29 protein-coding genes are annotated in these 21457 nt (G+C 68.2%); 18 read left to right on the top strand and 11 right to left on the bottom strand.

Annotation, left to right across the window (positions count from 1 at the left end):
- Positions 1-43: 43 nt before the first annotated feature.
- Together rlmKL and CSC71_RS07780 are read right to left on the bottom strand one after the other, a co-directional pair.
- The gene (gene rlmKL / locus CSC71_RS07785; protein WP_162373797.1) at positions 44-2179 is read right to left on the bottom strand and encodes a bifunctional 23S rRNA (guanine(2069)-N(7))-methyltransferase RlmK/23S rRNA (guanine(2445)-N(2))-methyltransferase RlmL; all 2136 of its coding nucleotides are present in this window, start codon (positions 2177-2179) and stop codon (positions 44-46) included.
- Complete coding sequence (locus tag CSC71_RS07780) at positions 2176-2703, bottom strand: alpha/beta hydrolase (protein ID WP_162373796.1); 528 nt, start codon at positions 2701-2703, stop codon at positions 2176-2178. The genes rlmKL and CSC71_RS07780 overlap by 4 nt, the downstream gene beginning before the upstream one ends.
- 88 nt (positions 2704-2791) lie before the next feature.
- Here CSC71_RS07780 and CSC71_RS07775 point away from each other — a divergent pair, with 88 nt between their 5' ends.
- The 3 genes from CSC71_RS07775 to CSC71_RS07765 all read left to right on the top strand — a co-directional run bounded on the left by CSC71_RS07775 (position 2792) and on the right by CSC71_RS07765 (position 4779).
- Entirely contained in the window at positions 2792-3337 is a 546-nt protein-coding gene (locus CSC71_RS07775; protein WP_162373795.1) for an N-acetylmuramoyl-L-alanine amidase, read from the top strand.
- Positions 3338-3431: 94 nt separating this feature from the next.
- A complete protein-coding gene (locus CSC71_RS07770; RefSeq protein ID WP_162373794.1) occupies positions 3432-4319 on the top strand; it encodes an acyl-CoA thioesterase in 888 nt (295 codons plus the stop codon).
- Position 4320: 1 nt separating this feature from the next.
- Positions 4321-4779: a putative signal transducing protein gene (locus CSC71_RS07765; protein ID WP_162373793.1), complete on the top strand. Its 459-nt coding sequence runs from the start codon at positions 4321-4323 to the stop codon at positions 4777-4779.
- A 57-nt stretch (positions 4780-4836) separates the two neighbouring features.
- Here CSC71_RS07765 and CSC71_RS07760 read toward each other — a convergent pair whose 3' ends face one another.
- The gene (locus CSC71_RS07760) at positions 4837-5442 is read right to left on the bottom strand and encodes an EF-hand domain-containing protein (protein ID WP_162373792.1); all 606 of its coding nucleotides are present in this window, start codon (positions 5440-5442) and stop codon (positions 4837-4839) included.
- 181 nt (positions 5443-5623) lie between these two features.
- Here CSC71_RS07760 and CSC71_RS07755 point away from each other — a divergent pair, with 181 nt between their 5' ends.
- Positions 5624-6367, top strand: coding sequence for an arginyltransferase (locus CSC71_RS07755; protein WP_162373791.1), 744 nt, complete (start codon positions 5624-5626; stop codon positions 6365-6367).
- Positions 6368-6401: 34 nt separating this feature from the next.
- Here CSC71_RS07755 and CSC71_RS07750 read toward each other — a convergent pair whose 3' ends face one another.
- The 3 genes from CSC71_RS07750 to purT form a co-directional block, all read right to left on the bottom strand.
- Positions 6402-6842, bottom strand: a complete 441-nt coding sequence (locus tag CSC71_RS07750) for an ankyrin repeat domain-containing protein (protein ID WP_162373790.1) — start codon at positions 6840-6842, stop codon at positions 6402-6404.
- Positions 6842-7132 (bottom strand): hypothetical protein, encoded by a 291-nt coding sequence (locus tag CSC71_RS07745; protein ID WP_162373789.1) that lies wholly within the window; start codon positions 7130-7132, stop codon positions 6842-6844. The genes CSC71_RS07750 and CSC71_RS07745 overlap by 1 nt, the downstream gene beginning before the upstream one ends.
- Positions 7133-7200: 68 nt before the next feature.
- A complete protein-coding gene (purT, locus tag CSC71_RS07740) occupies positions 7201-8385 on the bottom strand; it encodes a formate-dependent phosphoribosylglycinamide formyltransferase (protein ID WP_162373788.1) in 1185 nt (394 codons plus the stop codon).
- 137 nt (positions 8386-8522) lie between these two features.
- Here purT and CSC71_RS15665 point away from each other — a divergent pair, with 137 nt between their 5' ends.
- The 9 genes from CSC71_RS15665 (at position 8523) to CSC71_RS07700 (ending at position 13459) form a co-directional block, all read left to right on the top strand.
- The gene (locus tag CSC71_RS15665) at positions 8523-8645 is read left to right on the top strand and encodes a hypothetical protein (RefSeq protein WP_281351949.1); all 123 of its coding nucleotides are present in this window, start codon (positions 8523-8525) and stop codon (positions 8643-8645) included.
- Positions 8646-8667: 22 nt separating this feature from the next.
- On the top strand, positions 8668-9552 hold the full coding sequence (locus tag CSC71_RS07735; protein WP_162373787.1) for an SPFH domain-containing protein: 885 nt from the start codon (positions 8668-8670) through the stop codon (positions 9550-9552).
- Positions 9553-9618: 66 nt separating this feature from the next.
- Entirely contained in the window at positions 9619-9804 is a 186-nt protein-coding gene (locus CSC71_RS07730; protein ID WP_162373786.1) for a type II toxin-antitoxin system antitoxin, read from the top strand.
- Positions 9801-9986, top strand: coding sequence for a DUF4177 domain-containing protein (locus CSC71_RS07725; protein WP_162373785.1), 186 nt, complete (start codon positions 9801-9803; stop codon positions 9984-9986). Before CSC71_RS07730 ends, CSC71_RS07725 begins: the two co-directional genes overlap by 4 nt.
- Positions 9986-10795, top strand: a complete 810-nt coding sequence (locus CSC71_RS07720) for a CPBP family intramembrane glutamic endopeptidase (protein ID WP_162373784.1) — start codon at positions 9986-9988, stop codon at positions 10793-10795. Before CSC71_RS07725 ends, CSC71_RS07720 begins: the two co-directional genes overlap by 1 nt.
- Entirely contained in the window at positions 10792-11346 is a 555-nt protein-coding gene (locus CSC71_RS07715) for a PH domain-containing protein (RefSeq protein WP_162373783.1), read from the top strand. Before CSC71_RS07720 ends, CSC71_RS07715 begins: the two co-directional genes overlap by 4 nt.
- A 97-nt stretch (positions 11347-11443) precedes the next feature.
- Positions 11444-11986, top strand: coding sequence for a cytochrome b (locus tag CSC71_RS07710; RefSeq protein WP_162373782.1), 543 nt, complete (start codon positions 11444-11446; stop codon positions 11984-11986).
- Between the two features lie 67 nt (positions 11987-12053).
- Entirely contained in the window at positions 12054-12842 is a 789-nt protein-coding gene (locus CSC71_RS07705; RefSeq protein ID WP_162373781.1) for a M15 family metallopeptidase, read from the top strand.
- A gap of 2 nt (positions 12843-12844) precedes the next feature.
- A complete protein-coding gene (locus tag CSC71_RS07700) occupies positions 12845-13459 on the top strand; it encodes a DUF6988 family protein (protein WP_162373780.1) in 615 nt (204 codons plus the stop codon).
- 18 nt (positions 13460-13477) lie between these two features.
- Here CSC71_RS07700 and CSC71_RS07695 read toward each other — a convergent pair whose 3' ends face one another.
- The 5 genes from CSC71_RS07695 to CSC71_RS07675 form a co-directional block, all read right to left on the bottom strand.
- Entirely contained in the window at positions 13478-14158 is a 681-nt protein-coding gene (locus CSC71_RS07695) for a DNA-3-methyladenine glycosylase family protein (RefSeq protein WP_162373779.1), read from the bottom strand.
- A 58-nt stretch (positions 14159-14216) separates the two neighbouring features.
- Positions 14217-14585 carry a DUF423 domain-containing protein gene (locus CSC71_RS07690; RefSeq protein WP_162373778.1) on the bottom strand — a complete coding sequence of 123 codons (369 nt, stop codon included), beginning with the start codon at positions 14583-14585 and terminating at the stop codon, positions 14217-14219.
- 118 nt (positions 14586-14703) lie between these two features.
- Positions 14704-15885, bottom strand: coding sequence for a polyketide cyclase (locus CSC71_RS07685; protein ID WP_162373777.1), 1182 nt, complete (start codon positions 15883-15885; stop codon positions 14704-14706).
- A 327-nt stretch (positions 15886-16212) separates the two neighbouring features.
- Entirely contained in the window at positions 16213-16854 is a 642-nt protein-coding gene (locus CSC71_RS07680) for a response regulator (RefSeq protein WP_162373776.1), read from the bottom strand.
- The gene (locus CSC71_RS07675; RefSeq protein ID WP_162373775.1) at positions 16851-18086 is read right to left on the bottom strand and encodes a sensor histidine kinase; all 1236 of its coding nucleotides are present in this window, start codon (positions 18084-18086) and stop codon (positions 16851-16853) included. The genes CSC71_RS07680 and CSC71_RS07675 overlap by 4 nt, the downstream gene beginning before the upstream one ends.
- 158 nt (positions 18087-18244) lie before the next feature.
- On the opposite strand from CSC71_RS07675, the gene CSC71_RS07670 reads away from it, so the two are divergent.
- The 5 genes from CSC71_RS07670 (at position 18245) to CSC71_RS07650 (ending at position 21370) form a co-directional block, all read left to right on the top strand.
- Entirely contained in the window at positions 18245-18835 is a 591-nt protein-coding gene (locus tag CSC71_RS07670; RefSeq protein ID WP_162373774.1) for a GNAT family N-acetyltransferase, read from the top strand.
- Positions 18832-19605 (top strand): septum site-determining protein MinC, encoded by a 774-nt coding sequence (gene minC, locus CSC71_RS07665; RefSeq protein WP_162373773.1) that lies wholly within the window; start codon positions 18832-18834, stop codon positions 19603-19605. The genes CSC71_RS07670 and minC overlap by 4 nt, the downstream gene beginning before the upstream one ends.
- 102 nt (positions 19606-19707) lie before the next feature.
- Positions 19708-20517, top strand: a complete 810-nt coding sequence (minD, locus tag CSC71_RS07660; RefSeq protein WP_162373772.1) for a septum site-determining protein MinD — start codon at positions 19708-19710, stop codon at positions 20515-20517.
- A 3-nt stretch (positions 20518-20520) separates the two neighbouring features.
- A complete protein-coding gene (gene minE / locus CSC71_RS07655; protein WP_162373771.1) occupies positions 20521-20769 on the top strand; it encodes a cell division topological specificity factor MinE in 249 nt (82 codons plus the stop codon).
- A 157-nt stretch (positions 20770-20926) separates the two neighbouring features.
- Positions 20927-21370, top strand: a complete 444-nt coding sequence (locus CSC71_RS07650; protein ID WP_162373814.1) for a hypothetical protein — start codon at positions 20927-20929, stop codon at positions 21368-21370.
- Positions 21371-21457: the final 87 nt, after the last annotated feature.

Below are 21457 nucleotides of genomic sequence, written 5' to 3'. Positions count from 1 at the left end.
GCGCGACGCGCCATGCCCGGCCCTTCGTACCGACGCCGCGCCCCTACCGGCGTCGCAGCCGCCAGGCGCGGTGGATGCGCGGATTGCGTTCGAAATCCGGGGGAATGGTCTGCGCGGTGATCTCCTCGCAGTTCGCGAACGCGGCGACGCCGGCTTCGTCCAGCCTGAAACGGCGGAAGTTGTTGCTGAAGTACAGCACGCCGCCCGGCGCCAGCCGCGCCACCGCCGCGCGCAGCAGGCGCAGGTGTTCGGCCTGCACGTCGAAGTCGTCGGCGCGCTTGGAGTTCGAGAATGTCGGCGGGTCGCAGAACACGACGTCGTATTCGCCGCGCTCGGCTTCCAGCCAGCGCACCGCGTCGGCCTGCACCAGCCGGTGCGCCGCGCCGCCGACGCCGTTCAGCGCCAGGTTGTCCGCGCACCACTGCAGGTACGTCGCCGACAGGTCGACGCTGGTGGTCTGCGCCGCGCCGGCCACCGCCGCCTGCACGCTGGCCACGCCGGTGTAGCAGAACAGGTTGAGGAAGCGCTTGCCCTTCGCCTCCTCCGCCATCCGCACGCGCAGCGGGCGATGGTCGAGGAACAGGCCGGTGTCGAGGTAGTCGAACAGGTTGACCTTCAGCTTCGCCCCCGACTCGCGCACCACGATGAACTCGTCGCGCTCGCCGAACCGGCCGTACTTGGAACCGCCCTTGCCGCGCGCCCGCGACTTGATCGCGACCCGTTCCTTCGGCACCTCGAAGACCTCGCGCGCGGCCGCGAGCAATTCGCCGAAACGGCGGCGCACGTCGGCCTCGGGGATCGACGCCGGCGCCGCGTATTCCTGCACGTGGAGGAAAGTACGGCCCTCGCCGCCGTCCTCGGCATAGACGTCGATGGCCGCCGCGTACTCGGGCAAGTCGGCATCGTAGGCGCGGTAGCAGGTCACGCCTTCGCGTCCGCGCCACGACTTCAGCTTCTTCAGGTTCTTGCGCAGGCGGTTGGCGACCATCTGCGCGCCTTCGGAAAGCTCGCGCGGCGCGGCGTCGGCGCGGGCCGGCGACGCGACCGGATCGCAGACGATCAGCGCGCACTCGATCGCGCCGTTGAACAGCTGGTACTTCTTCGCCGCGCGCAGGCCGGTGGCGAAGGCGAGTTCCTCGTTGCCGCACAAGAGGCTTGCGCGCCAGCCCGGCACCGCGCGCTTCAGCGCATCGCCGAGCAGGCGGTACAGCGCGGCGTCGGCGGCAAGGCGTTCGTCGTACGGCGGATTGCACGCCACCAGGCCGCGTTCGACCGGCAATGCCTCGAGCTTCGCCACATCGCGCACCTCGAACCGCAACTGCCCGGCGAGACCGGCAAGCACCGCGTTCTCCTTCGCGCCGCGGATCGCGCGCGGGTCGAGGTCGCTGCCGAAGAACACCGGCTTCAGCGCCGCGCGCCCCGCCTGCTCGCGCGCCACGGCGTCGGCGAACAGGTCGCGCCACGCCTTCGCATCGAAGCCCAGCCAGCGCGTCGGCAGGCGGTTCTCGTGTCGCTGCAATCCGGGCGCGACGTCGGCGGCCATCAGCGCGCCTTCGATCAGCAGGGTGCCGCTGCCGCACATCGGATCGAGCAGCGCGCCGCCGTCGTGGTAGGGCTTTGGCCAGCCGCCGCGCATCAGCACCGCGGCGGCCAGGTTCTCCTTCAGCGGCGCCTCGTTCTGCTCCCTGCGCCAGCCGCGCCGGTGCATCGGCCCGCCGGACAGGTCGATCGACAGCGTCGCCCTGCCCTTGCGCAGGGACAGATTGATGCGCACGTCCGGGTTCTCGACGTCGACCGACGGGCGCGGCAGCGCGAAATTGCGGAACTGGTCGACGATCGCGTCCTTGACCTTCTGCGCCGCGAAGCGCGAATGGGTGATCGCCTCGCCGGACACGTGCGCGTCGATCGCCAGGCTCAGGTCCGCCGACAGATGCTTCTGCCAGTTCACTTCCATCGCGCCGTCGTACAGTGCCTGCTCGTCGGGGCAGTCGAATTCGGCGATCGGCCACAGTACCCGCGACGCGAGCCGCGACCACAGCACCGCGCGCTGCGCGTCGGCCTGTTCGCCTTCGGCGTTGGCGCCGGCGATGGTGGCGCTGGCTTTCTCCGCGCCGAGCGCGAGCAGCTCGTCGGCGAGCAGGTATTCCAGGCCCTTGGCGCAGGAGACGAAGAATTTCACAGGCGACCCAGCAATTCCGCGAACGCTTCCGCCGAAGCGGCGACATGGTCGGACAGGCGATGGGTATCGTCGACCAGCAGCAGCCGCGCGCGTCGCGGCTGCGCCCACTGCACGACTTCGGCGACCGGAATCAGCTCGTCGTCCCAGCCGTGGATGATGCTGGTCGGCACGTCGGCGGCCTGCAGCGCCGGCGCCGGCCCCATCTGCACCGGCGGCGCCATCAGGAACAGTCCCTTCACCGGCACCTGCAACGACGCCTGCGCGGAGATCCACGCGCCCAGGCTGGACCCGGCCAGCACCAGCGGCCCGCGTGCCGCGGCGGCTTCGGCAAGCGCGCGCAGGCGCTCCAGCCGCGCGTACACATCGCCCAGGTCGCTGACCTCGCGGCGCGCGTCCAGGTCGGTGTAGTCGGGGCGTTCGTGGCTCCAGCCGAGCCTTTCGGCGACCTCGGCCAGCGCGGTGACCTTGGTCGCGTCGGGGCCGCTTTCGAAGCCGTGGGAAAGGATGCAGTGGCCGCGGGGCATGCCGGCGGGATTCCTCGTTCGTTGCGCAGGCGCAAATGCTAGCATCCGGGCAGCTGTTCGCCCCCGCTCCCCACAATATCGCCCACCCATGATCGTCGAACCGCTGCCGTACGAATCGAAGCTGCAGACCCGGCCGCTGGAGCGGATCGACCTGGTGGTGATCCACTGCACCGAACTGCCGGACCTGGCCACCGCGCGCGAATACGGCGAACGCATCCTCTACGATTCCGGCACCGGCAACAGCGGCCACTACTACATCGACCGCGACGGCAGCGTGCACCGCTACGTCGAACCGACCTGCATCGCCCACCACGTGCGCGGCTACAACGAACGCGCCATCGGCATCGAACTGGTCAACACCGGGCGCTGGCCGGACTGGCTGGCATCCGGCAGCCAGCGGATGAGCGAGCCATACGCCGACGCGCAGGTCGGGGCGCTGGTCGGCTTGCTGCACAGCCTGCAACTGCGCATCCCGACGCTGCGCCACATCGCAGGCCACGAAGACCTGGACCGCGAGGAAGTGCCTGCCAGCGACGACCCTTCGCTGAAGGTGAAGCGCAAGCTCGATCCCGGCCCGCTGTTCCCGTGGGAGAAGGTGTTGCGGGACGTGAACCTGGAACGCCTGGTTCCCTGAAACGCCCCGGACAGCCCCTCCCCCGCCCGCGGGAGAGAGAAAGGAGGGTTCGTGTGCCCGGTATAATTCGCCAATCCCACGCTGGTACCGCGCCTTGTCCCCCGCCCCCGAACCCGTCGCCTCCGAACTGATCGAACTGCTGTCGCTGGAGCGGCTGGAGGACGACCTGTTCCGCGGCCAGAGCCGCGACATCGGCACCAAGTACGTGTTCGGCGGGCAGGTGCTGGGGCAGGCGCTGTCGGCCGCGCAGGCGACCATGGATCCGGCCAGCGGCCGCCTGTCGCACTCGCTGCACGCCTACTTCCTGCGCGCCGGCGACATCGACGCGCCGATCGTCTACAACGTCGACCGCACCCGCGACGGCGGCAGCTTCTCGGTGCGCCGCGTCACCGCGATCCAGCACGGCAAGGTGATCTTCTTCTGCGCGGCCTCGTTCCAGGCCGACGAGCCCGGCGCCGAACACCAGGCGACGATGCCGGAAACGCCGATGCCGGAAGACGTGCCGCCCACCCAGGTGTCGCCCGAGGCGCTGGCCAAGCTGCCGCCGAAGATCCAGCGCTGGATGTCGCGCAGCGGCCCGTTCGAATTCCGCCGCGTGCATCCGCGCGACGAATTGAACCCGGCCAGGCAGCCGCCGTTCCAGCAGGTGTGGTTCCGCCTGGGCGAACCGGTCGGCGACGCGCCGGAACTGCATCGTGCCCTGCTCGCCTACGCCTCCGATTTCCACCTGCTCGGCACCGCGACTTTCCCGCACGGCATCAGCTACTACCAGCCCGGCGTACAGATGGCCTCGCTGGACCATGCGCTGTGGTTCCACCGCCCGTTCCGCGCCGACGAGTGGCTGCTGTATTCCATCGACAGCCCCAGCGCGCAGAATTCGCGCGGGCTGGCGCACGGGCAGATCTTCGACCGCACGGGCCGGCTGGTGGCCAGCACCATGCAGGAAGGCCTGATCCGCGTGACGCCGCCAACGGGGAAATGAGATGCGCCAGGTCTTCACCAGCCAGCGCATCGAAACCGTCGAGGGCGTGGCCAAGCTGCTCGGCGACGCCGGCATCGAGGTGGCGATCCGCAACGGCCGCTCGTACCAGAGCAAGCGCGGCGGGCAGTTCAGCTATACCGAACCGGTCGCGGCCAACCGGCAACCGTCGCTGTGGGTGCGCCGCGCCGAAGACCAGCCGCGCGCACGCGAGATCCTGCGCGAGGCCGGCCTGCTCGACAGCACCCGTCCCGACCAGCGCGGCAATTACGTGTTCGCCGAACGGGACGAGGAAGCGGCGCCGCACCGCCCGTGGGCCTGGCGCATCCGCATCATGCTGCTGGTGATCATCGCCGCCGTGGCGATGTTCATCTGGCTGCAGCGCAAACCGTCGCCGCAGCCGGCGCCGCAACCGCCCGCCGAAGAGGAAATGCGGGTGCGGATCGTGCCGGCGGGACAATAGCCCCGCGACGAAAAAAGAAGCCCGCGTCGCCGCGGGCTTCTCCGGTGGTTGCAGCGATTAGCGCTTCGGCGCCTCGTCCGGCGGCGGCATGCGGTGGCCGCCATGCGGACCGAAGCCCGGGCCGTCGCCACGCGGGCCCATCGGCCTGATCGCGTCGAACTCGGCCTTGCTCAGCACGCCGTCCTTGTTCGTGTCGGCCCGGGCGAACATCTCGTCGCGGTGCTGCTTCATGCGCAGCTCGAAATCGGCCTTGTCGACGAAACCGTCCTTGTTGGCGTCGACGGTGTCGAAGCGCGCAGCGAAGCGTTCGCTGGCCTTGGCTTCGTCGCGGCTGATCTTGCCGTCGCCGTTCGCGTCGAGCTTGCCAATGAAGCCGCCTTCGCCGCGCGGGCCGTGCCGGCCCATGTGGTCGCGGCCGTGGCCGCGCATCGGGCGCTCTTCCTGCGACAGCTTGCCGTCCTTGTTCTTGTCCAGCTGGTCGAACTTCTCCGCCAGGCGCGGGAACTTGGCCGCCTCGGCCTTGTCGATGAAGCCGTCGCCGTTGGCGTCGATCTTCACGCGGGCCGGCCTGGCGGTGTCGGCCGCCTGCTCGGCGGCGAACGCCGCGCCGGCGCCGGTCAGGGCCACCAGCACGGCCATCATGAGCAGATTCTTGCGGGTCATGGGTCTTGCCTCTCGGTCTTCGTGGCGCGGTTCGGCCACTGGCGACGAAAACGCGCCGGTGCGGCGCCGGTTGACCCCCGGCCCGCGTCGTTCAGTTGGCGGATAGTCGCAACCCCGGCGACGGCCCCGCAGCAGTATGCTGGTCCCGACTCCCGCCCGGTCCTGAGGCCCGGAATCCGCCATGGGCACCGACTTCAACGCCTCGCACGACGACCTGCGCCTGTTCCACACCGGCGAGCATCCGTGCGGCTACTGGCCGCAGCGCACCGCGCGCGACCTGGTGCTGGACCCGCGCGACCCGCGGCTGGCGTCGTTCTACCCGACCGCGCTGGGCTGGGGTTTCCGCCGTTCCGGCGACCTGGTCTACCGCCCGCATTGCCCGCATTGCCGCGCCTGCGTGGCGGTGCGGATTCCCGTCGACGAATTCAGGCCCGACCGCAACCAGCGCCGCTGTGCCGCGCGCAACGCGCATGTCGAAGGCCGCATCGTCGCGGCCGAACGCAACGAGGAACACCTGGCGCTGTACCAGCGCTACCTGGACGCGCGCCACAAGGGCGGCGGCATGGACGGGCACGGCGCGGCGGAATTCGATCAGTTCCTGATCGGCACCTGGTCGGAGGGGCGCTTCCTCGAGCTGCGCGACCGCAGCGCGGAGGGCAACGGGAAACTGGTCGCGGTGGCGGTGACCGACGTGCTGCCGGACGCGCTGTCGGCGGTATACACGTTCTACGACCCGGACTACGAGGCCAACAGCCTCGGCACGCTGGCGATCCTGCGCCAGATCGAATGGGCCAAGCGCGAATGCCGCCAGCACCTGTACCTGGGCTACTGGATCGACGGCCACCGCAAGATGGACTACAAGCGGCGGTTCAAGCCGCTGGAGGCGTTCGACGGGCGGGGTTGGAGGCCGTTCGAGGAGTTGTAGAAACGTAGGGCGGGTCTTGACCCGCCCTACCTGCTTAATTGCTGTGCTCACGAAGATAGGCAATGACCTTCTCGCGACCATCGCCTCCCTGACATGCCGTTTCGATGGCGGTTTCGCCATGTTCGTTGCGTGCGGATACATCCGCGCCGGCCTCAACCAAGAGCTCCACCCCATCAAGCCAGCACCACGAAGAAGCATTCATCAACGGGGTGTATGCACCCGCACCGATGTTCGGGTCGGCTCCGCGCTTCAGCAAGAGTCGAAGGACACTCTTACCTCCATGCGGTCCCGTCGCGACATAAAGGAGCGATTGCCCATTGGAGGCCTTTGCATTCGGATCTCCACCCGCATCCAGATACGCTCCGAGTGCAGAAGCATCGTCAGAATCAACCGCCTCGAACGGACTTTTACCGGCATGTCTGCTGCAGCCACACAGCAGCGGGCCGGCGACGATCACAATCAAGAAGAGGCGCATCACGCAGCGGGGGTCGCCACCCTCGGCCCGAACCCGAATCCCGTCTCGTTCGTCGCCGACACGATCATGCGGATCATGCTGCCGGGCACCATCAACTCGACCTGCACTTCCTGTCCCTGATCGTTCCTGCCCACCAGCGTCATCTCGACGAACGCGCCGCCGGTGTCGATCTCCTGGCAGAAGATGTGCGGCCCCTGCGGCTGGTCGGTCAGGTAGGGCCTGATCGCATCGCCCAGCGCTTCCAGCGCCTGCGGGAAGAAGAAGACTGCGTAGCCGGCGGTTCCGTTCATGCGTTTCTCCGATTGATCCGATGTCTCCCTCTCCCCGTCGGTTACATCGATGGGGAGAAGGTTAAGGCTCATTCCAGTTCGATCCCGATCGCCGCCGCCGCATCGCGCGCGATCGCACGCGCGACGTCGACGTTCTCGCCGCGCGCCAGGGTCACGCCGACGCGGCGGTGGCCTTCCACCTTGGGCTTGCCGAACAGGCGCAGCGCGGTGTCCGGCTTCGCCAGTGCGGCGTTGATGTTCGAGAATTTCGGCACGCCGTGGCCGTGGGCCAGCATCGCGCACGAGGCCGACGGTCCGTACTGGCGGATGTCCGGGATCGGCAGGCCGAGGATCGCGCGCGCGTGCAGCGCGAATTCACTCAGGTCCTGCGAAATCAGCGTGACCAGGCCGGTATCGTGCGGGCGCGGCGATACCTCGCTGAACCACACTTCCCCGCCCTTCACGAACAGTTCCACGCCGAAGATGCCCCAGCCGCCCAGTTCGTCGGTGATCTTCTTCGCGATGTCCTGCGCGCGCTGCAGCGCCAGCGGCGACATCGGCTGCGGCTGCCAGCTCTCGCGGTAGTCGCCGTCCTTCTGCCAGTGCCCGACCGGCTTGCAGAACGAAATGCCGCCGGCATGGCGCACGGTCAGCAGGGTGATCTCGTATTCGAAGTCGATGAAGCCCTCGACGATGCAGCGCCCGGCGCCGGCGCGGCCGCCGGTCTGCGCGTAGTCCCACGCGGCGTCGGCGTCGGCCTCGCTGCGGACGATGCTCTGGCCGTGGCCAGACGACGACATCACCGGCTTGACCACGCACGGCAGGCCGACTTCGGCGATCGCGGCCCGGTATTCGTCCAGCGAGTCGACGAAGCGGTACGGCGACGTCGGCAGGCCCAGCGTCTCGGCGGCGAGCCGGCGGATGCCCTCGCGGTCCATGGTCAGCCGTGCGGCGCGGGCGGTTGGGATCACTTTCTGGCCGAGGGTCTCTTCCAGTTCGACCAGGGTCTGGGTATGGATGGCCTCGATCTCCGGCACGATGAGGTGCGGCCTTTCCTTTTCGATCAATGCCTTGAGCGCGACCGGATCGAGCATGTCGAGCACGTGGCTGCGATGCGCGACCTGCATGGCCGGGGCATCGGCATAGCGGTCGGCGGCGATGACCTCCACCCCGAAGCGCTGCAGTTCCAGGGCGACCTCCTTGCCCAGTTCGCCCGAGCCGAGCAGCAGGACGCGGGTGGCGGACGGGGACAGCGGGGTGCCGAGTGCGGTCATGGGCGAGTCTGTTCCGGAGGGACGCGAAGTTTACCCGGGCCGGCGGGCCAGCCGACGAACGGCACTTGCCGATTGATATCATTTTGATATCTTAATTTTTGAAAACCGGCCAACTGGGCCCCGCCGAGGAGAGCGCCATGTTGCACATCGTCCACCTGATCGAACGCCGATTCCCCGACCGCCCGAAGCGCGCCGTGGCCAGCCTGTTGCTGCTGTCCGCATCCGCACTGGCGCTGGGCATCGGCCTGCTGCAGCTGTGAGTCCCTTCCGGAGAAACCACCCATGAAAGAGATCCCCATCCGCTCCCTGCCCGGCATCCCCTACCTGCTGGGCGTGCTCGTGCTCGCCGCCGCCGCGGTCTGGCTGGTCGCCACCGGCATCGGCCCCGACCCGGACACCTACGGCCCCGCCTCCGGCGGCCGCATCGTCGCCGGCATCCTGCTCGGCGTGATCGCCTTCCTCAGCCTGATCGGCCTGTACACCGTACAACCCAACCAGGCCGCGGTGCTGAGCCTGTTCGGCAAGTACGTCGGCACCGTCAAGGACAACGGCCTGCGCTGGAACAACCCCTTCTACAGCAAGAAGAAGGTGTCGATGCGCGTGCGCAACTTCGAATCCGGCAAGCTCAAGGTCAACGAACTGGACGGCTCGCCGATCGAGATCGCCGCGGTGATCGTGTGGCAGGTGGTCGATGCGTCCGAGGCCGTCTACAACGTCGACGACTACGAGAGCTTCGTCCACATCCAGTCCGAATCGGCGCTGCGCGCGATGGCCACCAGCTACCCGTACGACCAGCACGAGCCGGGCCAACTGGCCCTGCGCAGCCACGCCAGCGAGATCTCGCAGCACCTGAAGGACGAACTGGCCGAACGCCTAGCCAACGCCGGCGTCGAAGTCATCGACGCGCGCATCAGCCACCTGGCCTACGCGCCGGAAATCGCCCAGGCCATGCTGCAACGGCAGCAGGCCAACGCGGTGGTCGCCGCGCGCACCCAGATCGTCGCCGGCGCGGTCGGCATGGTCGAGATGGCGCTGCAGGAACTGCAGAAGACCGGCATGGTGCACCTGGACGAAGAGCGCAAGGCGAGCATGGTCAGCAACCTGCTGACGGTGCTGTGCTCCGACCGGCCGACCCAGCCGATCGTCAACGCCGGCACGCTGTACTAATCGCGCATCCAGGCGCGATGACCCGCACGCCCGTGTGTGGACCGTCCATGGAAAAGCGATCCTGCCATGAGTGAAAAGAAGGCTTATCCGCTGCGCATCAACGCCGATGTCCTGAACGCGGCGCAGCGCTGGGCCGACGACGAATTGCGCAGCCTCAACGCGCAGATCGAATACGTGCTGCGCGACGCGCTGCGCAAGGCCGGGCGCCTGCCGAAGCCCGGCGGCGACAACGACGAGGGGAAAGGAACATGAGCATCCGTTGGCTATACCTCACCGTGGAAGTCCCATCGAGCATGTGGGGCAGCCCCAAGCGCGACGCGCTCCAGGAAGAACTGGACAAGCGCGGCCGCGAAGGCTGGGAGCTGGTCGGCATCATTCCTTCCAGCCCGCACAGCGGCAGCAAGCCGCTGATGATCTTCAAGAAGGGATCGTGATGTCCGCCCCGGCCGCCCTGCCCGCCGCCGCCACGCCGTGGAGGCACGACCTGAAGATCGCCGCGCTGCTCGGCGTGGTCTCGGCGCTGGCCGTGGCCGCGCTGGTGCCCTACCTGGCGCAGTTGATGCCGGACAAGTTCGCGAAACTGCCGGTGCCGCTCTCGGTGGTGATCGCCGCGCAATCGATCCAGGCCCTGGTGCTGATCGGCCTGATGTCGCTGGCGGGCCTGCGCATGGGCCATCGCGTCGGCCTCGGCGCGCCGCTGCTGCAGCGCTGGATCAACCGCGAACCGCTGGCCGTTGCGCTGCGCCCGCTGCAGGCGGTCCTGCTCGGCATCGCCGCCGCGCTTGCGGTCGTCGCCCTGGCCGCGGCGATCGACCCGCTGCTGCCTCCGATGCTGCACCCGCCGGCGAAGGCCGGGGCCGGCCAGTCGGCGTTCAACGGCTTCCTCGCCTCGTTCTACGGCGGCATCGCCGAAGAACTGCAGCTGCGCCTGTTCCTGATGACGCTGGTCGTGTGGCTGGTCGCGGTGCTGCGCAAGGCCGCGCCCTCGCCGCGGGTCTATTGGACCGCGATAGCGATTGCCGCACTGTTGTTCGGCGCAGGCCACCTGCCCGCCGCGCACCAGGTCTGGGGGCTCGATGCGATCGTCGTCGTGCGTACCGTGCTGCTGAATTCGATCGCCGGCGTCGCTTTCGGCTGGCTGTACTGGAAGCGCGGGCTGGAGATGGCGATCCTCGCCCACTTCTGCGCCGACATCGTGCTGCACGTACTCGCGCCGCTGCTGGCCAACGGGGCGCAGGCGTGAACCGGGAGCCGGAACAATTCGCCGTCGTCCCGCCGTCGCCCGCGCTGTACTGGTTCTTCGCGGTACTCTGGCTGGCGATAACGGCCGTGGCGCTCCTGCGCACGGATGCAGGCGCGTGGCCCGCCGACCCGGTGCCGTGGTGGCTGGTACCGCCGTTCGCCGCCGCGCTGCTGGTGGCCGGCCCGATGGTCTGGCTGATGCGCCGGCGCGTTTCGATCGAGGACGGGAAGCTCGTCATCGTCGCCGGCATCAATTCGCGCAAGGTCGCCATCGCCGAACTGGCGCTGGACAAGGCGCGCGTGCTCGGCCTGGACGAGCACGTCGAATTCAAGCCGATGCTGAAGCTGTTCGGCAGCGGACTGCCCGGCTACAAGACCGGCCACTACCTGTTGCGCAACCGCAGCCGCGCGTTCTGCCTGCTGACCGGACACGAGCGCGTGCTGGTGCTGCCGCAACGCGACGGCAAGCTCATCCTGCTCAGCCCGCAGAAACCGCAGGACCTGCTCGCCCGGTTGCGCGAGCTGTCCCTCGGAAGCAACGCGGAACGCTGAGGACGATTCGCATTCCCGGCCGCGGCATTTGATCAAGATCAATGCACGCTCCGGCACGCGCGCCCAGTATCCTGCCAGCATCGTGCCGGAGACCGCCATGCAAGCGTCGCGCACTTCCAGATACCGCCCTTCCCTGGTCGCATTGCACTGGCTGACGCTGCTGCTGCTGATCGGCGTCTATGCCTGCATCGAGTTGCGCGGCATGTATCCGCGCGGCAGCGCGGCCCGCGCGCTGATCAAGGACTGGCACTACGCGCTGGGCCTGGCCGTGTTCGCGCTGACATGGCTGCGACTCGCGTTGCGCGCCACCGGCACGACGCCGCCGATCCTGCCGCAGCCACCGGCATGGCAGGCGGGGCTTGCGCACCTGGTCGCGTTCCTGCTCTACGCGATGCTGCTGGCGCTGCCGGTGCTGGGTTACCTTTCGTTGAACGCCGACGGCCACGCGGTCGTGCTGCTGGGCATCGAATTCCCGCGGTTGATCGCCGAAAACCCGGCGCTGGCCCACAACCTGGAAGAAATCCACGAGACCATCGGCACCGCCGGCTATTTCCTGATCGGCCTGCACGCATCGGCCGCATTGCTCCACCATTACGTGCGCCGCGACAACGCGCTGCGGCGGATGAGCCTGCGCGGCTGACCCGCGGCCGCTCCGCGGCGCGGGGCCCGATCTGGCGCGGTGCGCACGGCGCCGCTAAGCTGCGCCAATGCGCGCCCGCCCCCGTTCACTGCTCAATACCGCCGATATCGAACTGTGGCCCGCGTGGCTGCTGCGCGCGCGCGGCAGCGCCGATGCGCGCACGATCGCACGGGCCGACTGGGTGTTGCGGCGCAAGCGCGACGGCCGCTACCTCGCCGCTTCCCTGCCCCAGGGCCTGCTGCCGCTGTTGCCGCGCTGGATGCGGGGCGTCGACAGCGATGCGGCGCTCGATGCGCTCGCTGGGGCCGATGGCCCCGCAAAAGGCGAACTACCGCTGGACAAGCTGCTTCACCGCCTGCACGCGTTGGGGCTCGATGAAGGCTACGGCGAGCGCACCGGCCTCGACCTGGTCTCCGAGCCGGCATCGCTGGCGCTGGCCGGTTTCGACCGCTATCGCCGCCCGCTGTGGCTGGCCGCCGGCGCCGCGCGCGCGTGGAACTCGATGCATCGCGCGGCACATCGCGATGGCGTCGTGCTCGACGCGATCTCCGGCTACCGCAGCCACGATTACCAGCTCGGCATCTTCGAACGGAAACTGGCGCGCGGCCAGACCGTCGAACAAATTCTCACCGTCAACGCCGCGCCCGGTTACAGCGAACACCACAGCGGCAACGCGCTGGACATCGGCACGCCGGGTGAGCCACCGGCCGAGGAATCGTTCGAGAAGACCGATGCGTTCGCATGGTTGACGAACAACGCCGGCATCTTCGGCTTCCGCATGAGCTATCCGAGAGATAACCCGCACGGAATCGTGTACGAGCCGTGGCATTGGTACTTCGTTGATCACCGAGGATAGCCATGGATTTCGGCAGAACCGAAACATTGTTGGGGCACCTAGCCGATATCGTCGACCTGCAGCCCTATAGCAATTCGGATCGACAGATTCTCAGCCGAACGCTGACGAGCACCTCCCTGCATTTCGCGGCGTCTGTCAGAACCCTATGTCAAGCAGAGTTGGCGCTTGGCGCCGCCGCCGTATTACGCAGCCAATTCGAAGCGCTCGTGAGAAGCATCTGGGTGCTCCACCGCGCTACAGATGCACAAATCGAGAAGCTATCTACATTTCTATCTGCAGAATCGCAGCAAGCCAACAAGAACATTCCTTTACTTAATGAAATGCTGGCGGACTTGGAGAGGATCCCGCAACTTCAAAATCTTCTCGTCTCACTGAAAGAATTCAAAGAAAGCTCTTGGCAACCGCTCAATTCCTTCGTTCATGCCGGCATCCATGCGATTCACTGGACCAAATGGCCGTCCCCGCCAGCACTTTACGAAAACATGTTCAAGTCCAGCAATGGACTAGCAATGCTTGCATTCCAGAATCTGGCGATTCTTACGGGACACCCAACCCTTCAACGCGAAGTAATTGCCGCTTGCGCAAGTTTCTCGAGTTGCCTTCCACCACACCGATAAGCGCGAAGGTTACTTCACTTAATCCTGCGAGCGATTCGTCTTCGACACCGTGACGTCCTGGCCATCGCCATCGGAAATGCGCCACAGGTACAGGCTGGCATAGGTGCGATACGGCCCCCACTTCTCGCCGCGCGCCAGAAGTTCCTTCGGCGTCGGCATTTCCTCCAGCCTGTCGACGCGCTGCGCGCCCTTGCGCACGCCGAGGTCGTCGATGGGCAGGACGTCCGGGCGACCGAGGCGGAACATCAGCATCATCTCCACCGTCCAGCGGCCGATGCCGCGGATCGGCACCAGCGCTGCGACGATCTCGTCGTGGTGCATCGTCGCCATCTGCCGCAGCGTGGGGATGCCGCCGCGCCGCTCGCGCGCGGCCAGGTCGCGCAGCGCCAGGGTCTTGTTGCCGGACACGCCGCAGGCGCGCAGGCCGGCATCGTCGATGCGGCCCAGCGTGTCGAAATGCAGGCGCGTGCTGCCGATCGCCGCTTCGACCCGCCCGACGATCGTCGAAGCGGCCTTGCCGCTGAGTTGCTGGAACAGGATCGCGCGGGCCAGCGCGTCGACCGGATCGAAGGCCTTGCGCCAGCGCGGCTCGGCCTCGATGTAGCCGATCCGCTTCATCCACGCGCCCAGCTTGCGGTCGCGCTTCGTCAGGTGGTCGTAGGCCGCTTCGGTGTCGAAGCCGCGGGCATGTCTTGGCATGCCGGCATGCTAACCGAGGCCTTGTGGCGTTGGCATATCCGAGGCTTGCGCTTGCGCGTCAGCGCCGGACCGCGTCGATCGCCCACACCACCCAGCCGAGGATCAGCGCGATGCCGCCGACCGGCGCGAACTTGCCGCTGACGTCGGCCAGCACGCTCAGGGCCAGGCTGCCGGAGAACAGCAGCGTGCCCAGCAGCAGCAGGTACAGGCCGGTACGACCCATGCGCCGGGTGGTGCCGGCGGTCAGCGCGGTCAAGGCGATGCCGTGGCCGAAGGCGTACAGCGCCGCGGACTGCAGCCGCGACTGCCCGAGCGCGTCGACCTGGCCGTGCGCCGCATAGGCGGCCAGCGCGACGGCGGCGGCGGCCAGCAGGCCGCCGAGGCAGGCGGTGACGGAAGGTTTGCGCTGGCGGCGGTCGTAGAACATCGGTGGAGCCTCGCGAGTGGTCGGCTTCCAGCCGGTCGGCGATTATTTAGCCGGATACGCGAAGCGCCGCAAGATGCGGCGCTTCGGCGGATGCTGCGTATTGTGGGCGCAGTCGCAATTACCTCTGCTTGATCGCCCAGTACACGTCGAACTGGCCGTCGGCGGTGAACGAGCCGTCGACCCCGCTCTTCCACGATTCGTACGGACGCTCGCTGACCTCGTAGCCGTTGGTCAGCGCCCAGGCGCGCAGCGAATTGCGCACCGCGTCCAGCTCGGCCATGTAGCCGGTGTAGGTGGCGTTGGCGGCCTTGTGCGCTTCGGTACGCAGGTACTCGACCGGGGTGCCGGAGGTCGAAACCTTCAGCGGGCCACCGGAGGAGGCGGTGGCGACGGCTTCGTCCTTGGCCTGCTCGTCGGCCTTGTCGGCGGCGTCCTTGGCGTCGCCCGCCGGCTTGGCGGCGCCGCGCTTGCGCACCGGCTGGGCCACGTCGAACGCGTACTTCTCGGTGCCGAAGTCGGTGGTGACGATGCGCACCGGGCCGGCGGCCTCGAGGCCGTTCGACTCCATCACGCGCTTGATCCATTCCTGGTTCTGCTTGATCGAGGCCTTGATCGCGTCGTTGTTGCGGTCGATGTTGCCGGCGTTGACGAACAGGATGTCCTCGGCCGGCACGTCGACGATCTTCAGGCCGGCCAGCTTGCTGCCCGCGACGCGGTAGTCGAAGTTCGGCACCGTGGCCAGCAGGTTGGTCAGCTTGCTCAGGCCGACCTTCAGCGGGTCGCCGACGTGGCTGCCCAGGTACAGGCCCATGTAGCGGCCGATCAGGTTGAAGCCGTAGGTGACGTCGTAGCTCTGGGTGATCTTGACGTTGCGGTTGTTCTTGCCGGTCGGCTCGAGGACGAACGTGGTCTTCTTGTCGGTGCCGGAGCGGCCGTCGACGATGGCGTAGGCCACCTTGGCCGGGCCGCCGAGCGCCGGCGGGGCCTCGCTCTCGACGATCTCCCAACTGCCCTTCTTCCACTGCGGGACGGTGTTGGAGGCGAAATCGACGCGCGCGCCGACGCCGGCGTGGTTGGCATCGCCGCCCGAGTACGACAGTTCCGCCGGATTGTTCGGCAGCAGGCGGCTCCAGTCCTTGAGTCGACGCACGTTGTTCAACGTGTCGTAGACGATGGTCATCTTGCGGTTGGTCTCGACGCTTTCCACAAGGTGGCGCTTGGACGGCAATACCAGTCCAACCACCAGGAACAGCGCCAATACCAGCCCCAACGCGATCAGGAACTCGAGCAAACGGGTCATTCAGCAAATCTCCGGGCCTGTGCCATGGCCGATATAGGTAAAGGCAGACGCGAATCGTAACAGGCCGGGCGGGTCCGGTCAGCCACCCCCACGCATCCTCGCCGGCAGGCCGTGAACGGAATCCTCACAACTGCGCCCCGAGCGTACCTGGATCAGACCAATTGGAAGTCGCGCCAAAGTCGGCCACCGCGCGCGCCGGCGCGTCGCCGGGCCGGGAACCCGCAGTGGCTGCAGTTCGAACGCCTTCGGGACGGCCCGCGTCCTGTCCCTGTCCCCCGGCTTCGAAAGGGCGCCCGCCGCGCTGCGGCGGGCCAGCCATCCCGTCGCTCAGACCAGCTGGAGTTCGAAAGCCTTGAGCACCGCCCGCGTGCGGTCGCGCACGCCGAGCTTGGACAGGATGTTCGAGACGTGGTTCTTGATGGTGCCTTCGGCCACGCCGAGCGAATTGGCGATCTCCTTGTTCGAGAAGCCGCTGGCCATCAGCCGCAGGATCTCGGTCTCGCGGTCGGTCAGCGGGTCCGGGCGGTCCAGGCTGACGAAGTCGTTGCGCATGTGCTCCAGCCCCGACAGCAGGCGCTGGGTCACCGCCGGCTGCACCAGCGAGCCGCCTTCGGCGACGGTGCGGATGGCCCCGACCAGCTGCTCCAGCGACACGTCCTTCAGCAGGTAGCCCTTGGCCCCGGCCTTGAGCCCGGCCAGCACCAGCTGGTCGTCGTCGAAGGTGGTCAGGATGATGCTGGGCGGCAGTTGCCCGGCGCGGGCCAGCGACTGCAGCGCCTCCAGCCCCGACATCACCGGCATGCGCATGTCCATCAGCACCACGTCGGGCTTGACCTGCGGGATCAGCTCGACCGCCTGGCGGCCGTCGGCGGCCTCGGCGACCACCTCGATGCCGTCGTCCAGCGCCAGCAATGAGCGGATACCCTGCCGCACCAGGTTCTGGTCGTCGACCAGGCAGACTCGGATCATGCGGCGCCTCCGGCGATGGTTGTTTCGGTTCGGGACTCTTCCGCGGCGATCGGCGGGAATGCTTCGCCGCCCTCGGCCGGCAGCCACAGCGACAGGCGGAAGCCGCCGCCGGGGCGTGTTTCGATGGCCACGTCGCCGCCGTGCTGGCGCAACCGTTCGCGCAGGCCGCGCAGGCCGTTGCCGGCGACCACGCGCTCGGCGCCGCGGCCGTCGTCGCGCGCCTCGATGACGATGCGGTCGCCGTCGCGACGGCACTTCAGCCACAGGTGGCGGGCGTCGGCGTGGCGCACCGCGTTGGTGATGATTTCCTGGGTGCAGCGCAGCAGCACGTGGGCGCGCTCGGGGTCGCCGAGGGTCAGCGGCTGCTCGATCTCGATGCGGATGTCCAGCGCCGGCACCCCTTCGGCCAGCGGCAGCAGCGCCGCGGCCAGGTCGATGCTGTCGCCCTCGCGCAACTGGCTGACCGCCTCGCGCACGTCGGTCAGCAGCAGCCGCGCCAGCGTGTGCGCCTGCCTGACGTGTTCCTGCGCGCGGCCTTCGGTGATGTGCCCGGCCACTTCCAGGTTCAGGCTCAGCGCGGTCAGGTGGTGGCCGAGCAGGTCGTGCAGTTCGCGCGAGATGCGGGTGCGTTCGTTGACCCGCACGCTTTCGGCCAGCAGCGCGCGGGTCGCCCGCAGTTCGGCGTTGAGGCGGCGCTGCTCCTCGCGCGCCGCGGCCTGTTCGCGGGCGACGTAGGCGGTGACCAGCACGAACGCGGCGAAACCGACATAGAACGTGGACTGGAACACCGCCTCCCAGAAATTGAAGTCCGGCAGGGCCATGAACGCCGGCACCAGCGCCACGAAGGCCAGCACCAGCCACGCCACCGCCAGGCGCAGGCCGAGCAGCCACGGCAGCACCCCGGCCACGATCAGCATCAGCACGCCGCTGAGCCCGGTCTGGGTGTAGAAGCCCACCGCCACCGCCGACGCGGTGAGCACGGCGAGCAGCAGCAGGTCGAGCGGCGCCGGCCACGAGCGGGTGCGCTCGCCCAGCCCGCGGGTGGCCAGCCAGTAGCTGGCGCCGAAGGCCAGGTAGGTGCCCAGCGCCATCGGCACGTTGATGCCCAGCCCGTCGGAACCGCTGGACGGCGGCAGGAACCACGCGTTGCCGACGATCGGGATCCCCACCAGGGCCCAGGTATACAGGCCGGCGGCGCGCAGCAGGCGGGTATGGTTGAGGCGCGACCACATGCCGCCATCTTAGGCCGAACGGCGGCGGCGCACGCTGTCCGGAAGTCATGCCCGGCCACGTACCGCCATCCGCGAGTTAAGAATCCATCATCGCCGCGCGCCGGGGGCCATGCGATAATCCCGCCCGGCCCCGCGGCCCGCACCATCTGGAGAAGTGAATGTCGATCGTCATCCGCGACGTGCGCGAGCACGAGCTGGATTCCGTCCTGGCCCTGAACAACAACGCCGGTCTGGCGATCCTGCCTCTGGACACCGCCCGGGTACGACGTTTCTACGAGACCGCCGAATACTTCCGCGTGGCCGAGCGCGACGGCAACCTGGCCGGTTTCCTGCTCGGTTTCGGCTCCGATTCGGACCACGACAGCAGCAATTTCGCCTGGTTCCGCGAGCGCTACCCGAAGTTCTTCTACATCGACCGCATCGTCGTCGCCAGCCGCCGCCGCGGCGGCGGCGTCGGCCGCGCGTTCTACGCCGACGTGCAGAGCTACGCCGAACTGCGCTATCCCCTGCTGGCCTGCGAGGTGTTCCTCGACCATGGCGCCGACCCGGCGCTGCTGTTCCATGGCAGCTTCGGTTTCCGCGAGGTCGGCCAGCACGTGATGCCGGAGGCCGGCGTGCGCGCCAGCATGCTGCTGAAGGAACTGTGCAGCTACGAATGGGTGCGCGAGACCTACGGCGACGCCCTGCCCGACCAGCCGTGGGCGCGCGGGCGCGCGCTGCCGGTCAGCGAACGGCCGACCGGCACATGAGCGCGACTTCCGCGGCCACCGGCGGCTACGAACAGGCCGGCGAGCTCAAGATCGGCCAGGTCGGCATCGCCAACCTGCGCATCCGCCACCTCGACGTCGGACAGCTGGCGCGCGAGATGCGCGAGCGCGTCGAGCGCGCGCCGAAGCTGTTCGGCCGCGCCGCGGTCATCGTCGATTTCGGCGGCCTGTCGAAGACGCCCGACTTCGACACCGCGCAGGCCCTGCTCGACGGCCTGCGCGACGCCGGGGTGATCCCGGTCGCGCTGGCCTACGGCACCAAGGAAATCGAGCAGCTGGCCGAGCGCCTTGGCCTGCCGCTGCTGGCCAAGTTCCGCGCCCAGTACGAGCGCGTCGACGCCGAACCGGCGCCCGCCCCGGCCCGCGCCGCGGCGCCGGAGCCCTCGCCCGCGCCGAAGCCGGTTGCGCCTGCCGCAGCCGGCAAGCCCGGCCTCGTCCACAAGAACCCGGTCCGCTCCGGCCAGCAGCTCTACGCCGAGAACCGCGACCTGACCGTGCTGGCCGCGGTCGGCGCCGGCGCCGAGGTCATCGCCGACGGTTCGATCCACGTCTACGGCCCCCTGCGCGGACGCGCCCTCGCCGGTGCGCAGGGCGACACCGACGCCCGCATCTTCTGCCGCGATTTCCGCGCCGAGCTGGTCGCCATCGCCGGCAACTACAAGGTGCTGGACGAAATCCCGAAGGAACTGCGCGGCAAGCCGGTGCAGGTGTGGCTGGAAAAGGACCAACTCAAGATCGCGTTGCAGGAATGATGGAGCGAGGAGCGGGCGGAGAGGAGTGAGGAGTGAGTAAAGCCGCTTTCCGCTCACTTCCCTCCGCTCGCTCCTCAACAATAACTACCAAGGAGAACGACATTGGCTGAGATCATCGTAGTCACGTCCGGCAAGGGCGGCGTCGGCAAGACCACCACCAGCGCCAGCATCGCCTGCGGCCTGGCCAGGCGCGGCAAGAAGGTCGCGGTCATCGACTTCGACGTCGGTCTGCGCAACCTCGACCTGATCATGGGCTGCGAGCGCCGCGTGGTTTACGACTTCGTCAACGTCACCCAGGGCGAGGCCACGCTGAAGCAGGCGCTGATCAAGGACAAGCGCTTCGACACGCTGTACGTGCTGGCCGCGTCGCAGACCCGCGACAAGGACGCGCTGACCAAGGAAGGCGTGGAGAAGGTGCTCAAGGAACTGGCCGACGACGGCTTCGACTTCATCGTCTGCGATTCGCCCGCCGGCATCGAGAAGGGCGCCTATCTGGCCATGTACTTCGCCGACCAGGCGATCGTCGTGGTCAACCCGGAAGTGTCCAGCGTGCGCGACTCCGACCGCATCCTCGGCCTGCTCGATTCCAAGACCCGCAAGGCCGAGAGCGGCGAGACGCTGAAGGCCAACCTGCTGCTGACCCGCTACAACCCGGCGCGGGTCGAGGGCGGCGAGATGCTCAGCATCAAGGATGTGGAGGAAGTGCTGGGACTGAAGGCGATCGGCGTGATCCCCGAATCCGGCGACGTGCTCAACGCCTCGAACAAGGGCGAACCGGTGATCCTCGACCTGGAATCGGAGGCCGGCCAGGCCTACGACGACACCGTGGCGCGCCTGCTCGGCGAACAGCGCGAGATGCGCTTCATCACGCTGGAGAAGAAGGGATTCTTCAGCAAGCTGTTCGGGGGTTGATCCATGGGACTGTTCGATTTCCTCAAGGCCAAGAAGAACACCGCGGAGACCGCGAAGAACCGCCTGCAGATCATCATCGCGCAGGAGCGCTCGGCGCGCGGCGGCCCCGACTACCTGCCGCTGATGCGCCGCGAGCTGCTGGAAGTGATAAAGAAGTACGTCAACGTCGACATCGACGCGGTCAGGGTGGACGTGATCAAGGACGGCAGCCACGACGTGCTCGACATTTCGGTCGCGCTGCCGGAAAACTGATCCCGCGATTCGCAGCATAAGCGCGGGGCGCCCCGCCCCGCCCTGTTTCCCGTCACGGAACCGCCGCCGCGGCGACCGCTCCGTTCCCTGCCCTCCCATGCACCGCTTCAGCGAACCCGCCACCGTCATCGACACCGACGCCGCGCCGGTGCTGCGCATGCGCGATATCGCCTTCGGCGACGCGGCCGCGCTGCTCGCCGGTTTCGGCCTGCGCCTGCACCGGGTCGGCGATGGCGAGAAGATCCCCGGCAGCTTCTGGGGCGAACCCGAGGCCGGGGTGATCGCCAGCGACGTCTACGCGCGCGACGACACGCCGGTGCACTCGCTGCTGCACGAGGCCTGCCACCTGATCGTGCTGCCGCCGGAACGGCGCGCCCTTGTCCACACCGACGCCAGCGACTCGGACATCGAGGAAGACGCCACCTGCTGCCTGCAGGTGGTACTGGCCGGACGCCTGCCCGGCGTCGGCAGCGAACGGCTGATGGCCGACATGGACGCGTGGGGTTACTCGTTCCGGCTCGGCTCCACCCGGGCGTGGTTCGAGCGCGACGCCGACGACGCCAAGGCGTGGTTGCGGGCGCACGGCCTGCCGGCCAGCTGATTCGGCCCGGAAGATCGGGGACGTAGCCCCGCCCGCAGCCGCTCCGCAGGCCGTTCCGACAAAATTCCCACAACCGCCCCCGCTGCG

The organism is Pseudoxanthomonas sangjuensis (genome assembly GCF_010211755.1).
In the GTDB taxonomy this organism is placed as follows: domain Bacteria; phylum Pseudomonadota; class Gammaproteobacteria; order Xanthomonadales; family Xanthomonadaceae; genus Pseudoxanthomonas_A; species Pseudoxanthomonas_A sangjuensis.
Note: the sequence above shows the minus strand (reverse complement) of the source record. Positions and strands in the feature narration are given on the sequence as shown.

Bases quoted from the DNA above. Each gene is read 5' to 3' on its own strand.
- CSC71_RS07780 (WP_162373796.1), bottom strand. From the start codon at position 2,703: ATGCCCCGCGGCCACTGCATCCTTTCCCACGGCTTCGAAAGCGGCCCC.
- CSC71_RS07775 (WP_162373795.1), top strand. From the start codon at position 2,792: ATGATCGTCGAACCGCTGCCGTACGAATCGAAGCTGCAGACCCGGCCG.
- CSC71_RS07765 (WP_162373793.1), top strand. From the start codon at position 4,321: ATGCGCCAGGTCTTCACCAGCCAGCGCATCGAAACCGTCGAGGGCGTG.
- CSC71_RS07760 (WP_162373792.1), bottom strand. From the start codon at position 5,442: ATGACCCGCAAGAATCTGCTCATGATGGCCGTGCTGGTGGCCCTGACC.
- CSC71_RS07755 (WP_162373791.1), top strand. From the start codon at position 5,624: ATGGGCACCGACTTCAACGCCTCGCACGACGACCTGCGCCTGTTCCAC.
- CSC71_RS07750 (WP_162373790.1), bottom strand. From the start codon at position 6,842: ATGCGCCTCTTCTTGATTGTGATCGTCGCCGGCCCGCTGCTGTGTGGC.
- CSC71_RS07745 (WP_162373789.1), bottom strand. From the start codon at position 7,132: ATGAACGGAACCGCCGGCTACGCAGTCTTCTTCTTCCCGCAGGCGCTG.
- purT (WP_162373788.1), bottom strand. From the start codon at position 8,385: ATGACCGCACTCGGCACCCCGCTGTCCCCGTCCGCCACCCGCGTCCTG.
- CSC71_RS15665 (WP_281351949.1), top strand. From the start codon at position 8,523: ATGTTGCACATCGTCCACCTGATCGAACGCCGATTCCCCGACCGCCCG.
- CSC71_RS07735 (WP_162373787.1), top strand. From the start codon at position 8,668: ATGAAAGAGATCCCCATCCGCTCCCTGCCCGGCATCCCCTACCTGCTG.
- CSC71_RS07730 (WP_162373786.1), top strand. From the start codon at position 9,619: ATGAGTGAAAAGAAGGCTTATCCGCTGCGCATCAACGCCGATGTCCTG.
- CSC71_RS07725 (WP_162373785.1), top strand. From the start codon at position 9,801: ATGAGCATCCGTTGGCTATACCTCACCGTGGAAGTCCCATCGAGCATG.
- CSC71_RS07720 (WP_162373784.1), top strand. From the start codon at position 9,986: ATGTCCGCCCCGGCCGCCCTGCCCGCCGCCGCCACGCCGTGGAGGCAC.
- CSC71_RS07710 (WP_162373782.1), top strand. From the start codon at position 11,444: ATGCAAGCGTCGCGCACTTCCAGATACCGCCCTTCCCTGGTCGCATTG.
- CSC71_RS07705 (WP_162373781.1), top strand. From the start codon at position 12,054: ATGCGCGCCCGCCCCCGTTCACTGCTCAATACCGCCGATATCGAACTG.
- CSC71_RS07700 (WP_162373780.1), top strand. From the start codon at position 12,845: ATGGATTTCGGCAGAACCGAAACATTGTTGGGGCACCTAGCCGATATC.
- CSC71_RS07695 (WP_162373779.1), bottom strand. From the start codon at position 14,158: ATGCCAAGACATGCCCGCGGCTTCGACACCGAAGCGGCCTACGACCAC.
- CSC71_RS07690 (WP_162373778.1), bottom strand. From the start codon at position 14,585: ATGTTCTACGACCGCCGCCAGCGCAAACCTTCCGTCACCGCCTGCCTC.
- CSC71_RS07685 (WP_162373777.1), bottom strand. From the start codon at position 15,885: ATGACCCGTTTGCTCGAGTTCCTGATCGCGTTGGGGCTGGTATTGGCG.
- CSC71_RS07680 (WP_162373776.1), bottom strand. From the start codon at position 16,854: ATGATCCGAGTCTGCCTGGTCGACGACCAGAACCTGGTGCGGCAGGGT.
- CSC71_RS07675 (WP_162373775.1), bottom strand. From the start codon at position 18,086: ATGTGGTCGCGCCTCAACCATACCCGCCTGCTGCGCGCCGCCGGCCTG.
- CSC71_RS07670 (WP_162373774.1), top strand. From the start codon at position 18,245: ATGTCGATCGTCATCCGCGACGTGCGCGAGCACGAGCTGGATTCCGTC.
- minC (WP_162373773.1), top strand. From the start codon at position 18,832: ATGAGCGCGACTTCCGCGGCCACCGGCGGCTACGAACAGGCCGGCGAG.
- minE (WP_162373771.1), top strand. From the start codon at position 20,521: ATGGGACTGTTCGATTTCCTCAAGGCCAAGAAGAACACCGCGGAGACC.
- CSC71_RS07650 (WP_162373814.1), top strand. From the start codon at position 20,927: ATGCGCGATATCGCCTTCGGCGACGCGGCCGCGCTGCTCGCCGGTTTC.